Origin of the sequence: Cesiribacter andamanensis AMV16 (assembly GCF_000348925.1) — a bacterium.
Taxonomy (GTDB): Bacteria; Bacteroidota; Bacteroidia; order Cytophagales; family Cyclobacteriaceae; genus Cesiribacter; species Cesiribacter andamanensis.
Window position 1 is genome coordinate 1 of record NZ_AODQ01000124.1, and the last position, 13347, is coordinate 13347.

Here is a 13347-nt window from a genome sequence, read left to right on the forward strand (position 1 = left end):
ATCGTTCTGGCGGTGGGCCAGCAGGCCCAGCACGGCGGCTACGGCTCTGGCATAGGTGAGCTTGCTCCAGCGGCCGCTCTGGTGCTGCATGGAGGCGCTGGCATCCAGGATCACCAGTACCTGCAGCTGGCGGGGCACCTCGGCCTGGCGCACATAGAGGCGGCGGCTGCGGGCATAGAGCTTCCAGTCCAGCAGGCGCAGGTCGTCGCCGGGCTGGTAGGCGCGGTACTGGCTAAACTCCTGCTCTTCGCCGCTGCTGCGGCTGCGGTGCAGGCCCCCTTCCAGCCGGTGCAGGGCTGTTTTGGCAAACAGCATCAGCCCCTGCGGCAGGCTTAGCAAGTGGGGGTCCAGCCAGGATAGCTCCTTCCTTCTCATCAGCGCTTCAGGTCTGTGAGCAGGCGCTCTACCACCCCATCGGGGGTAATGCCCTCGGCTTCGGCGCCAAAGTTCAGCAGGATGCGGTGGCGCAGCACCGGCCGGGCCGCCCAGTGGATATCGTCGGGAATAACGGAGAGTCTCTCATTCATAAGTGCATGGGCCTTGGCCGCCAGCACCAGCGCCTGCCCGGCCCGGGGGCCGGCGCCCCAGCTCACCCATTCCTTAACAAAGGCATTCTGGCTTTGCTCGGGGCGGGTTGCCTGCACCAGGCGGGCCACCCAGCCCAGCAGCTCGGGGCTGATGGGCAGGTCCCGTACCATGCGCCGCAGGCGAATGATCTCTTCGGCCCCATCACCGCCTCAATCTGGGGTTTGGCATTGGAGGTGGTACGGTTCAGGATCTCGATCTCATCGTCCAGGCCGGGATAGCCCAGTTTTACATACAGCAGAAAGCGGTCCAGCTGCGCCTCGGGCAGCGGAAAGGTGCCGGCCTGCTCCAGGGGGTTTTGCGTAGCCAGAATCAGGTAGGGCTGCTCCAGCGCATAGGTCTTGCCCGACCAGGTGATGTGGCTCTCCTGCATGGCTTCCAGCAGGGCTGCCTGTGTTTTGGGCGGGGTACGGTTGATCTCGTCGGCCAGCACAATGTTGGCAAAGAGCGGCCCTTCATTAAAGATGAAATGATGATGGCCCGTCTGCCGGTCTTCTTCCAGAATTTCGGTGCCGATAAGGTCGCCGGGCATCAGGTCGGGCGTAAACTGGATGCGCTTGAACTTGAGGTGCAGGGCATCGGCCAGGGAGCGCACCATCAGGGTTTTGGCCAGACCGGGCACCCCTTCCAGCAGGGCATGGCCGCCCGCCAGCAGGGTAGCCAGCAGCTGGTCTACTACCTCCTGCTGGCCTACCACGGCCTGGCCAATGGCCTGGCGCAGGTGGGGCAACAGCTGGGGCAGTCTTTTTAAGTCTTCTTCAGTATAGGATGGGGCTTGCATAGGGGGTTGCTTAGGCGGTGAGGGCGTACACAATGATGTTCACCCCAAATTTGGTATTGTCTTCGGCCAGCCAGCGCTTGTTGCGGTAGTCATAGTCCCACTCGCAGCCGTAGTCTTTGTTGCTGTAAAGTACGCGGATCTTTCCGTCCACTTCAATGGCCTTCAGGTAATCATGCACCAGATCGTCGCCCCAGCCGTTCAGCTCAAAGCCGGTGGTAGGGGGTCCCTCCTCAAAGCGGAAAAAAGCGGTATAGAGGGGGTGCCGGTTGGATATCTTCTTCAGAGCACCCTCCCCAAACAGCCTGGCCATCTGGGCTTCAAAGGATTTGGCAAAGAGGCCGTCGATGTCGTGGTTGCAATCATCCACAAACACAAAACCGCCCCGCTGCACATAGGCTTTAAAGTTGCGGGCCTCCTCTTCATCAAATTCCACCAGCTTATGGCCGCTCAGGTAGCAGAAGGGCGAGTCAAAGATATCCTTGCTGGATAAGGGAATCACCCGCTCCTGCGGATCAACGGGTATCTTGGTGTACTGGATGAGGGAGTGCATGAGGTTGGAGGGCATGCGCTGGTCCACATTCCAGTTGCCACTGTTGTATTGCAGGCGTGTAAAGAAAAATTTACTCATGATCTGTCTGCCTACAGCAAGATACCCCCTTTTAGGTGATTAAGCGTTGGACGATGGACAATGGACAGTTGAGGGTGATGAGGGGAATGGGTGGACGATGCAGCTGCCGGGGGTAGCTGCAGGTGCAGCTTTGCTCATTCTCCCAGTACCATACCGTAGGGGCCGTCCTGCGAGAGGGCAATGGAGTGCGACTGCTTTTGGGCCAGGTCCAGGATCAGGTACACCTTTTTACGGATGCTAACGGTGATCTTGTCTGTGCCCAGCACCTCAACCCCTATGTCGTCGGCCTGCAGATTTTCCACTACGGAATGCTCATTGGCATAATCCTGATGCAGCGGGGGCTGGTTGCCTTCCATCAGGTAGCGTTCTATTTCGCTGTTGTCGTCGATGGGTTGCCCGGTGGCGCACAAAAAGCCGCCGAAATCAACTGTTTCCTCGTCCTCCTTCAGCACATATACCCACACTGTAATGCCATCCCCTTCTATGATCACTGATTTGCTCAGTTCCGTCAGATAATAGGACAAGTAAAGATCTTCTTGCATAAACTATTTTTCAGTAGAAAACCGCTGGTGACGCAGGTTGTTGGGGCTTTTAGAAGAAATAATCGGCCACCTCCCCTTACCCTGGCGGCCGGGGCATTGCTGCTCCGCTACCGCCAGGGCTGAGATGGGATTGGTTTCCTAGACGGCGTCTGACAGGCTGGTAAAGGTAAAGTCCCTGATCTTCATGGGGGGAACCAGGTTGCCGTCGATGCGCTGGGGCTTGCCCAGGGCTTCCAGGTTGTTGAGCATGATGATGGGGCTTTCGTTGAAACGAAAATTCTTTACCGGATACATGATCTTTCCGTTCTCAATGTAAAAAGTACCATCGCGGGTAAGGCCGGTGTAGAGCAGCGTTTGCGGATCTACCGTACGGATATACCACAGGCGGGTGACCAGCACCCCGCGCTTGGTGTTCTTGATCATGTCATCAATAGAGGCATTGCCCCCTTCCATCACAAAACGTCCGGGTGCCGGCAGGGCTTCCCGCCCGGCCTTGCTGGCCCAGTAGCGGTCGTAGAACATGTTTTTGACCACGCCGTTCTCAATCCAGCTGGTGCGCTTGATGGGCACCCCATCGCCCGACCAGGGCGAGAAGGGTACTTCGCCGTGCAGGGGATCGCTGTAGATCTTTACCCGCTCATCTACCAGCTTTTCGCCCAGTTTGGTCCCTCCTCCCTTTTTGGAGAGAAAGCTGCGGCCTTCATCGGCATTGCGGGCGCCCATGCTATAGATCATGTTCTGCACCAGATCGGCGGCGGCGGCAGGCTCCAGAATTACGGTATACTTGCCGGGCTCAATGGCCTTGGCATTGCGGGAGCGCAGGGCTTTGTCCAGCGCAATCTGCGAGGCCTCGGCGGTATTGAGCTTCTTTACATCATTGAAATCGCGGGCCACCCAGCCCGAGCCGGTGCCATCCTCGGTACGCATGGTAACGGTAAAGTCTACGCCGCTGGTCTGGTTGTAGGCAAACAGCCCCTTGGAGTTCATCAGGGCATTAAAGCCGGCCGAATCTTCCAGAAAGCCCGCAGCGGTTACCCCCTTGGCCGAAGCCGGTTTGATGCTATCGGCCGCAAACTGGGCCCGCATGGCTGGGGTGATGTCGTCGGTGCTTTTAAAGTAGGCTTTTCCCTCCTGGTACTGCTGGGGCTCCAGGGCGCTCATGAATTCGGGGTTTTCGGGCGCCAGGCGGGCCAGCTCTTCGCTGCGGCGCACCACTTTTTCCAGGGAAGCAGTATCAAATTCATTGATGGTGCTGGTGCCGCTCTTTTTGCCAAAGGAGCTTTGCACGGCCAGGGAGGTATTTTCTTCCGATCCGCTGGTTGATACGGAGTTGCGGGCATAGCGGATGTTGCCGCCATTGCTACCGCTCAGGTTTACTACGCACTCATCGGCTTTGGAAAGGCTGATCACCTTTTCCATGATGCTGCGTGCTTCTTCTTTAGATAATATTGCCATGGTGTTTAAATCTTGGTATGGGGTATGAGGTATGGGGTATGAGCCCTGTGGCATAAGATGGCAAGAGCTTGTTTGCTCCTCAATCAGTCTCATTGCCGCAGCGGCGGCCGCTCATATCACATTACTATCATATGTTTCTGGCCGTGTTGATTACGTTTACGCCATTGAAGCGGGTGGTGCTGCTGCCGTGCGAAACGGCCGATACCTGCGAGGGCTGTCCTTTGCCATCAAAGAAGGAGCCAAAGAGGCGGTAGTCGCTCTCATCGCAGATCTTGGCGCAGCTGTTCCAGAACTCCTGGGTGTTGCTCTGGTAGGCCACATCGTTAAGCATTTCGGTGACCTGCCCGTTCTTGATCTCATAGAAGAGCGTGCCGCCAAACTGGAAGTTGTAGCGCTGCTGGTCAATGGAGTAGGAACCCCGGCCGATGATGAAGATGCCATCCTGCACATCTTTGATCATATCCTGCATGCTATACTTTTCGGTACCGGGGGCCAGGCTTACGTTGGGCATGCGCTGAAACTGCACACTGCTCCAGCTATCGGCATAGCAGCAGCCATGCGACTCATTTTCGTTGATGATGTGGGCCTGGTCCCGGATGGCCTGATAGTTTACCAGCACGCCGTCTTTCACCAGATCCCAGCGCTTGGTTTTTACGCCTTCATCGTCCCAGCCTACTTTGCCCAGGGAGTGGTCCTGCGTTTTGTCGGCAAAAAGGTTAACGATCTTGCTGCCGTAGTTGAAGTTTTTAGTCTTCCACTTATCCAGGGTAGCAAAGGAGGTACCGGCATAGTTGGCTTCGTAGCCCAGCACGCGGTCCAGCTCCAGGGGGTGTCCTACCGACTCATGGATGGTGAGTCCCAGGTGGTCGGGGTCCAGCACCAGGTCGTACTTGCCGGGCTTCACCGACTTGGCGGTGAGCATTTCTTTGGCCTGCCTGGCGGCCGATACGGCATCTTCCTTCTGATCATAGGTGTTGCCGTAGAAGATCAGGCCGGCCGGGCCCTGGATCTTGTCCTGCTGGCGGCCGCTCATGTACTCCCAGCCCATGCCCATGGGGGCGCTCAGGGAGGCGCGCTGCTTGAACTTGCCGCTGGCCGTATCGCGGGCCGTTACGGTAAAGGTAGGCCAGATGCGGTGAATGTCCTGGTTGATGTAAGAGCCCTCGGTAGAGGCAAAGTATTTTTGCTCATTCACCAAAAAGAGCGAATTGTTGATGAAATTTGCCCCTTCCTGCATGGCGGCGGCGTTGGAGCTCAGCAGCAGGTCTACCTTTTCGGCTACGGGCACATCAAAGGCATTGCGCTCAATGGGGGTGCGCCACTCCTGCTCGCCATAGCTTTGCACCGGCACCAGTTTTACCGGCTCGGTCTGCAGTTTGGCATTGGCTTTGGCAATGGCAGCGGCCTGCTCGGCGGCCTTTTTGATGCCATCAGGCGTTACCTGATCGGTGGCGGCAAAGCCCCAGGTACCGTTTACGATCACCCGGATGCCTACGCCAAAGGACTCGGTATTAACGGTATTTTGCACCCGGTCTTCCCGGGTAAAGAGGTACTGGTTCAGGTAGCGGCCTATGCGCACATCGGCATAGCTGGCGCCCTGGCTGCGGGCCGTATTGAGGGCTACATCGGCCAGCTGTTTGCTGGCGCGGGCATCGAGGACGCTGTGGGGAGCATCCAACGGTACCGACTTGCCAAACAGATAGGTGGGGAGCATCAGCGCTCCGGCACCCATGCCGGCCAGTTGCAAAAAGTCTCGTCTCTTCATTATATAGCAGTAAAGTATAAGAATTAGCGATTACCTTGCACAAAAGAACGTATTCCATGCGCACATATTCACCTGCTCAAAATAAGGCGCATGCACTACATTACCAAATCTACAAAGGTTCTCTTGGATGAATGGTGATAATTCGGCTATAAACGGTACCCCTACCCTTCGCAAGATCATTCATGTGGATATGGATGCCTTCTTTGCCTCGGTAGAGCAGCGGGACAATCCCGAGCTGCGGGGCAAGCCCGTGGCTGTAGGGGGTAGCCGGGAGCGCGGGGTAGTGGCCGCCGCCAGCTATGAGGCCCGCAAATGGGGGGTGCGCTCGGCCATGCCCTCGGCGCACGCCTACCGGCTGTGCCCACACCTTATCTTTGTGAAGCCCCGCTTTGAGGCGTATAAAGCGGTAAGCCGGCAGATCAGGCGCATCTTTCTGGACTATACCCCCCTGGTAGAACCCCTTTCGCTGGATGAAGCCTACCTGGATGTGACCACCCCCCTGATGGGACCCCCTTCGGCCACCCTGATTGCCCGGGAGATCAAGCGGCGCATCTTTGAAGAAACCGGCCTTACGGCCTCGGCGGGCATCAGTTATAATAAATTTCTGGCCAAGGTGGCCTCCGATGTGCAGAAGCCCAACGGCCTTACGCTGGTGAAGCCGGAGGAGGCGCTGGACTTCATCTACCAGCTGCCCATTGAGCGCTTTTATGGCATAGGAAAGGTAACGGCCGAGAAAATGCACAGCCTGGGCATCCGCAGCGGGGCCGATCTCAGGGACTGGCCGGAAGAGAAGCTCATCCGCCTGTTTGGCAAAAGTGGCCGCTACTACTATAAGCTGGTGCAGGGCATCGACGAGCGGCCGGTTACGCCCGATAGGGTGCGCAAATCGGTAGGGGCCGAAACCACTTTTTCGCATAACCTGCTGCGGCTGGAGGCCATGCAGGGGGAGCTGGAAGCCATAGCCGAGGAGGTAGCCCGGGACCTGGACCGCCTGAACCAGAAAGGGCGCACCCTCACACTAAAGGTAAAGTTTTCGGATTTTGTGCAGATCACCCGCTCTACCACCCTGCCCCAGCCCATCTGGCAGGCACCCGAGCTGCACCGCCTTGGTTGCGAACTGCTGGAAGGGGTAGATCTGGAAGAAAAGGAAGTACGCCTGCTGGGCCTAACAGTTTCCAACCTGGGCGAGCCGCCTGGCGGGGGGCAGTTGTCTATTCCTTTTTAGGGGTAATTAGGGGATTGAATTATGTGGACAGCCTGCCTTATCGTTTTGTTTGAGGAACACTAGCAGTCCATTGTCCAAAATACAACACCGCAAGTGCCAGGCTAAGACAGGGAATCAGGCCTGTAACAAAGGCCTCCGGAACTCCCACAAATGCTATTGCCAGCAGCATATACATAAAAAACCCTGTACCATAATAGAGCACCCGTGTTGCCGCCTCAAGATGAGGCGTTTTATACACTACTAATAGCGGTAGGCAAATGCTCAGCAAAAGCGCCCCTACCCTGCTGTTTAGCGTCGCAGCGGAATCTAAGGTGAGATACCCTATAATTGCCATCATGCCCAGGTTGAGGAGTGCCAGAAAAAACACCTTCAGGAGATGTCCATGCCACACCATGGGCTTGTTGGGCAGCTCAGTAGTTTGCAGCTCCTGTACATCAAGTTCCAGCACGTTGCACAGCAGGCTGAGGGTACTGCCTCGGGGGGTATTCTCATTGTTCTCCAGCCGCTGAATAGTACGCAGGTTTACCTTGGAGCGGTCCGCCAGTTCCTCCTGACTAAGTCCTTTTGCTTTACGACCCTCGTAGATCCTCTGCCCAAGTGTTATCATTTTTTTTGCCATTGGTTTCGGCAACAAATATATAGCTGTAGTGGATGGGCTGTATGGTTTTATTTGCGGCAAATAGACGGCATTCGCACTTTGTCGGGGCTTGTCATCCCCTCTATTGTCCCTTTACTGCCTAGCGCTCTGCCAAAAACTCCTTAAAGCAACCCAGCACCGTCTCATGGATCTGGTACTCGCTTGATTCCAGCAGGAATTTATCCGGCAGCACACAGAATTTCATGAACTCGTTGAGCTGCTCCTCATCTTCCAGCCCGGTAATGCGCTGGGCAATGTCCCGGTTAAATTTGGTGGCGATATAGGCCTTCTGGCTTTCTTCCGCTTTTATGCGGGCCGTAAATTGCCGGCCCCGCTCCTTGGTGTTGAATTTGTTGGCAAAACCGGAGATCAGACCACCGGCACTCACCAGGGGTACGGCGCCATCCAGCCGCGGAGTAACCATGGTAGAGGGGTGTGGCACCTGCAGGTTGGGCTCCTTTTCTTCGGGCAGCTGCAGGCCCAGCAGCTGTTCCTTGAACCGGCGCTCAGAGGGCATCTGGGTGATCACCACTTCCCGCAGCTCTTCGGTAAGGGGCTGAAGAAGAAGGGTGATGGCCCCCATGGGCTCCTGCAGGGGTACGGGGTACCTTAGGGGCACATAGCCAATACGGCTGATCAGCAGGGTATCACCCCCCTGCACGGGCAGGGTAAACGCGCCATCAGCCTTTGCCGCCGTAATGGTCCGCTGGCTGACATTGGCAATATGGGCCAGCGAAACGGCAGTGCCGGAGTCGGCATCCACCAACCGGCCTTTTAGCAGATAGGCCTCCTTCTGTGGCGCCTGCGCCAGGGCAAAAGCGCTCACCATCAGCAGAACAGTTAGGATAGAATACCGAATATGTATATGCAGCATAAGGCCTGAATTTCTATTTTGAACCAAGAAGCAAAAGAACGCTCACAAAACCAACCCCGATGCTAGAAGCGGCAAAATAGCGCTGGGGGGGGAGGGTTTGCTGTTTTAACCCGCGTTCTACTAGCTCTAGCTGTAGTAACGCTGTTTAGATCTTTTTGGTGTCACCCCTCTCAGGCATAGCCCTTTGCCTGCAGGCGGAAAAGCTCAGCATAGCGTCCCTCCTGCTGCAGCAGCTCCTCATGCGAGCCCACCTCCAGCAACTGCCCCCCTTCCAGCACCAGGATGCGGTCGGCCATGCGCACCGTGCTAAAGCGGTGGCTGATAAGTACGGCCATTTTCCCCCTGGTGAGCTCGGCAAAGCGTACAAACACTTCATGCTCGGAGCGGGCATCCAGGGCGGCGGTGGGTTCGTCCAGGATCAGCAGCTGGGCATCGCGGATGTAGGCGCGGGCCAGGGCCACTTTTTGCCACTCGCCGCCGGAGAGGTCTACCCCCTCGGCAAAACGGCGGCCGATCATCTGCTCGTAGCGCTTGGGCAGCTTCTCCACTACCCCATCGGCCAGGCTGCGCTGGGCGGCATCCTGGATCTGCGGCATCACATCCTTAAAAGCAATACGGCCCACGGCAATGTTATCGCCGGCCGTAAACTGAAAGCGCACAAAGTCCTGAAAGATCACCCCGATCTCCTGCCTGAGCTCGGCGGGATCATACTCGCTGAGGTCATGGCCATCCAGCAGGATGCGGCCTTCGGAGGGGTCGTAGAGGCGGGCCAGCAGCTTTACCAGGGTGGTTTTGCCAGCGCCATTCTCCCCTACCAGGGCCAGCTTTTCGCCGGGGTGCAGGGTAAAGCTTACTCCCCGCAGGGCCCAGCGCTCCTGTTTGGGGTAATGGAAACCCACCCCTTCAAAGGTAAAGCCCTGCCGGATGGGGCGGGGAAAGGGCCTCGGTTTTTGCGGAGCGGCAATCTGGGGACTCAGGGTAAAGAAATCGAAATAATCCTGCAGGTAGAGGGCGCTTTCGCCAATTTTGGAAAAGCGGTTCAGGATCTCTTCAAGCCGGTTGCGCATGGTAGCAAAGGAGCCGGCATAAAAGGTAAGGTCGCCCACACTCAGCTGCCCGCTGATGGTGCTGTAAATGATGTAGACATAGGCCGCATAATAGCCCGCACTGCCTATGGCGGCAAAAAGGGCACCCCAGCTGGCCCGCTTTACGGCCAGTTTCTTATTCTCGTGGTAATACTTATCGGAAAGGTACTTAAAGCGCTGGATCAGGAAATCCGACAGGCCAAACATCTTGATCTCCTTGGCAGTCTCATCACTGGCGCCGGTATAGCGCAGGTAGTCGAGTTCCCGCCGCTCGGGGGTCCAGCCGTAGATGAGCGAGTAGCTGCGCTCATTGAAGTGCGACTCGCCCAGAAAGGCCGGTATCACCGCCACAAACACCAGCAGAATAAGCCACCAGGCAAAGGCCACCAGACCGGCCGCCAGAAACACCAGCGTAATGGTATCCTGCAACTGGCCCAGCACCATGCTCATGAGCTGGGTACGGCGCACCGTTTGCTGGCGGGCCCGCTCCAGCTTGTCGTAAAACTCGCTGTTCTCAAACTGGTAGAGGTCCAGGCGGGCAGCCTGCTGCATAAGCCTTACGGAGGAGTCGTTGGCAAACAGATCGCCCAGCAGGCTATCGAAGAGCGCAATACCCCTATTGAGCAGGTCGGAGACAATAGCCAGGCCAAATTCTATGCCCACATACAGCAGCAGCGCATCGGTATCGCCCTCACCACCCCCCTCGGCCAGGCGCACCACTTCATCAATGATGAGCTTGCCCACATACAGCACCGCCAGGGGTACGGCCGCTTTTAAGAGGCGCAGCAGCACATTGGCCAGGGTAAGGCCGGGGCTGGCCTGCCAGATGAGTTTAAAGAAAGGGGGCAGGTTGCGCAGGGCCGAAAGGCGCTTTTGCAGACTAACTTTGTTATCGATGGTATTTTTAGGGGCTCGCATGGCTGGTTTAAAGCTAGCAAAAAGCCCCCATACCCGCCATGCCTGCTCCTTTTTTTAGCAAATTGCCTGCTCCAAGGCACTGGGCAGACCACTTGCCAGCTGCTGGCCTGGCGTAAGAATTACCCCCATAGCGAGGGAATTAATTCCCTCGCTATGGGAGCTGCTGCTTTTCCTCAAAAAATTACATTAGCTCCCTCGGAGCAAGCTGGCCCCCATTGGGAAAAAACGCCCTATTGAAGCATCTTGTGGACTAGTTGATTACATGCCTATGTCCCGCGCTACTACTTCCCTGCATACCCTACGCTCCCGCTTCCGGCTGATCTATGCGGCGGCTGCCATCATCAGCCTCATCATGATCGTGGGGGCAGGGCTGTCCATCTACAAGGTAACCACTACTTATGGGGTGCTCTCTACCATTATTGAGCCCTATAAATTTCACCTGCTGTCCTTCAACAGTGAGGTGGCCCAGCTTGCCGCCTACAAGCAGGCCTACGTAAGCACCGGCAATGCCACTGCAAAAGAAAGTTATGACTATACCAGCAAGCGGCTCAAAAAACGCATTGGCACGCTGGGAACCTATGCCGATACCCTCCAGGATGCCCAGCTGCGGGTGAGTGTGGATGAGCTGTCGGTAGAACTCACCAAACTGCTGGCGGCTTCCGACCGGCTGGAGTCCGCTACTGCCGAAGACCAGGCCCTGATCCTGAGCGAGCAGCTCATGCCGGCCATGGCCCGGTGCAGCCAGCTGACCAAGGACATGAACACCTACCTGTTTGAAAAGCACCTGGGCGGTTTTACCCTTTTTATGGACTGGCTGGACAGCATTAAACTGCTGGCGCTGGGGGCGTTTATTGTGCTGATGGCCGGCTTTTATTACATTGTGCATATTACCCGCAACTTTATCCGAAGCCAGATCCTGCAACTGGAGCTGGAGCTGGGCGAGCTGGCCAAAGGCAATCTGCCCCAGGCCCTGCCCGACCCTAAAAATGAACTCAGCCCCATTACCCATTCCATCAATACCCTGCTGGAGCAGCTCCGGGGCGTAAAGGAATTCTCCTTGCATGTAGGCCGGGGCGATTTTGAAAGTGATATTACTGTATTTGATAACCAGGGCGACCTGGGCAATGCGCTGGCCGGCATGCGCCAGAGCTTAAAAGAAGTATCGGCCGAAGACAAAAAGCGGGACTGGGTAAACCAGGGCCTGGCCAGGTTCCTGGGCATTATCCGGGACTATAGCGGCAAAACCGAGGAACTCAGCTACCAGGTGCTGGCCAACCTGATCAAATACGTAGGCGCTAACCAGGGGGGCATCTTTATTGTGGAAGATGAGGGAGGACAAACCCAGCTGCGGCTGGAGGCTTCCTTTGCCTATAACCGCAAAAAATACCAAACCAAAGTACTGCAGCCCGGCCAGGGCCTGGTAGGCCAGGCCTATCTGGAGCGGGACAGGATCTACCTGAAACAGGTGCCCGCCAGCTATGTGCACATTACCTCCGGCCTTGGAGAAGCCACCCCCCGTACCCTGTACATACAGCCCCTGATGGTAAATGAGGAAGTGATGGGCGTACTAGAGCTGGCCTCTTTCCAGGATTTTGAACCCCATGTGCAGGACTTTATCCAGAAAGTGAGCGAATCGGTGGCCTCGGCCATTGGCACCGCCCAGAACGGACGGCGCAACCAGCTGATCCTGGAGCAGTCGCAAACCCTGGCCGAGCAACTGCGGGCACAGGAAGAAGAGTTGCGCCAGAATACGGAAGAACTACAGGCCACCCAGGAAGAAATGCAGCGCCGTCTGCGGGAACTGGAAACCGAAAATGCTCAGCTGCGCAAAGCTACCCAGGCATAATGCCCGGCTTTTTGGGTCCGCGCCATTCAGAAAGTCGGTTCTTTGTGTAGATTTGTGAAAAAGCCCACCTGCATGCAGCCGGAAGAAGCCAGACACCGCATCGATACGCTTAAAGAGCAGATCAATTACTATAACGAGCAGTACTACCAGCACAATAATTCAGAAATTACGGATTACGAGTTCGATCAGCTGCTGGAAGAACTGGTAGGCCTGGAAGAGCAGTACCCTGACTTCCGCACGCCCCGACTCTCCTACCCAGCGAGTGGGCGGCACCATTACCAAGCAATTTCCTACGGTCTACCACCGCTATCCCATGCTCTCGCTGGGCAATACCTATAGTGAGGAGGAGCTGGCCGAATTTGATGCCCGGGTAGCCAAGGCCCTGGGCGACGAACCTTACGAGTATTTCTGCGAGCTGAAGTTTGATGGCGTTGCCCTTAGCCTCACCTATGAAGGGGGCATGCTGGTGCAGGGGGCTACACGCGGCGATGGGGTACGCGGCGATGATATTACCGCCAACGTACGCACCATCAAGACCATACCCCTGCGGGTAAAAGCCGAGGGCCTGCCCCAGAGCTTTGAGGTGCGCGGCGAAGCCTTTATGCCCCTGAGCTCCTTTACCCGCATCAACCGGGAGCGCGAAGCCCAGGGTGCCTCCCTGCTGGCCAACCCCCGTAATGCCACCTCCGGCACCCTTAAAATGCAGGATTCATCCATTGTGGCGCAGCGCCGGCTGGATTGCTTTGTGTATTCCATCATGAGCACCGATGCTGCCCTCAGCACCCATGCCGAGGGCATTGCCCTGCTGGAGAAGGCGGGTTTTAATGTATCCCCCACCTATCGCCTGTGCAAAAATATTAAACAGGTACTGGAGTACATCAGCGAATGGGAGTTCAAGCGCACCGAGCTGCCGCTGGAAACGGATGGCATTGTGATCAAGGTAAACGCCTGTCCCAGCAGGCCCGCCTTGGCTTTACGGCCAAAAGCCCCCGCTGGGCCATCGCCT

At 56.7% G+C, this 13347-nt stretch carries 12 protein-coding genes and 1 pseudogene; 3 read left to right on the top strand and 10 right to left on the bottom strand.

The genetic code is table 11. The annotated features are described in order from the left end of the window. From ADICEAN_RS17155 to ADICEAN_RS17180, 7 genes are all read right to left on the bottom strand, one after another. On the bottom strand, positions 1–375 hold a 375-nt coding region (locus ADICEAN_RS17155; protein ID WP_040397852.1), incomplete at its 3' end, for a DUF58 domain-containing protein. Further along, positions 375–644: an AAA family ATPase gene (locus ADICEAN_RS23955; protein WP_009196914.1), complete on the bottom strand. Its 270-nt coding sequence runs from the start codon at positions 642–644 to the stop codon at positions 375–377. The genes ADICEAN_RS17155 and ADICEAN_RS23955, both read right to left, overlap by 1 nt. Further along, positions 590–1366, bottom strand: coding sequence for an AAA family ATPase (locus tag ADICEAN_RS17160; protein WP_009196915.1), 777 nt, complete (start codon positions 1364–1366; stop codon positions 590–592). Before ADICEAN_RS17160 ends, ADICEAN_RS23955 begins: the two co-directional genes overlap by 55 nt. A 10-nt stretch (positions 1367–1376) precedes the next feature. After that, a complete protein-coding gene (locus tag ADICEAN_RS17165) occupies positions 1377–1994 on the bottom strand; it encodes a DUF4159 domain-containing protein (RefSeq protein WP_009196916.1) in 618 nt (205 codons plus the stop codon). Positions 1995–2128: 134 nt separating this feature from the next. Continuing rightward, positions 2129–2536 carry a hypothetical protein gene (locus ADICEAN_RS17170; protein ID WP_009196917.1) on the bottom strand — a complete coding sequence of 136 codons (408 nt, stop codon included), beginning with the start codon at positions 2534–2536 and terminating at the stop codon, positions 2129–2131. Between the two features lie 138 nt (positions 2537–2674). Next, a complete protein-coding gene (locus tag ADICEAN_RS17175) occupies positions 2675–3991 on the bottom strand; it encodes a TldD/PmbA family protein (protein WP_009196918.1) in 1317 nt (438 codons plus the stop codon). A 127-nt stretch (positions 3992–4118) separates the two neighbouring features. Further along, complete coding sequence (locus ADICEAN_RS17180) at positions 4119–5756, bottom strand: TldD/PmbA family protein (RefSeq protein ID WP_009196919.1); 1638 nt, start codon at positions 5754–5756, stop codon at positions 4119–4121. Positions 5757–5883: 127 nt separating this feature from the next. Here ADICEAN_RS17180 and dinB point away from each other — a divergent pair, with 127 nt between their 5' ends. After that, on the top strand, positions 5884–6981 hold the full coding sequence (gene dinB / locus ADICEAN_RS17185) for a DNA polymerase IV (RefSeq protein WP_009196920.1): 1098 nt from the start codon (positions 5884–5886) through the stop codon (positions 6979–6981). 37 nt (positions 6982–7018) lie between these two features. On the opposite strand, the gene ADICEAN_RS21520 is transcribed toward dinB, so the two are convergent. The 3 genes from ADICEAN_RS21520 to ADICEAN_RS17200 all read right to left on the bottom strand — a co-directional run bounded on the left by ADICEAN_RS21520 (position 7019) and on the right by ADICEAN_RS17200 (position 10495). After that, complete coding sequence (locus ADICEAN_RS21520) at positions 7019–7600, bottom strand: helix-turn-helix domain-containing protein (protein WP_009196921.1); 582 nt, start codon at positions 7598–7600, stop codon at positions 7019–7021. 118 nt (positions 7601–7718) lie between these two features. Continuing rightward, positions 7719–8492 (bottom strand): carboxypeptidase-like regulatory domain-containing protein, encoded by a 774-nt coding sequence (locus tag ADICEAN_RS17195; protein ID WP_009196922.1) that lies wholly within the window; start codon positions 8490–8492, stop codon positions 7719–7721. 170 nt (positions 8493–8662) lie between these two features. Further along, complete coding sequence (locus ADICEAN_RS17200; RefSeq protein ID WP_009196923.1) at positions 8663–10495, bottom strand: ABC transporter ATP-binding protein; 1833 nt, start codon at positions 10493–10495, stop codon at positions 8663–8665. Positions 10496–10763: 268 nt separating this feature from the next. On the opposite strand from ADICEAN_RS17200, the gene ADICEAN_RS17205 reads away from it, so the two are divergent. Together ADICEAN_RS17205 and ligA are read left to right on the top strand one after the other, a co-directional pair. Then, a complete protein-coding gene (locus tag ADICEAN_RS17205; RefSeq protein WP_009196924.1) occupies positions 10764–12341 on the top strand; it encodes a GAF domain-containing protein in 1578 nt (525 codons plus the stop codon). Between the two features lie 72 nt (positions 12342–12413). Beyond that, positions 12414–13347, top strand: a pseudogene (gene ligA, locus ADICEAN_RS17210) (NAD-dependent DNA ligase LigA); the annotation flags it as partial.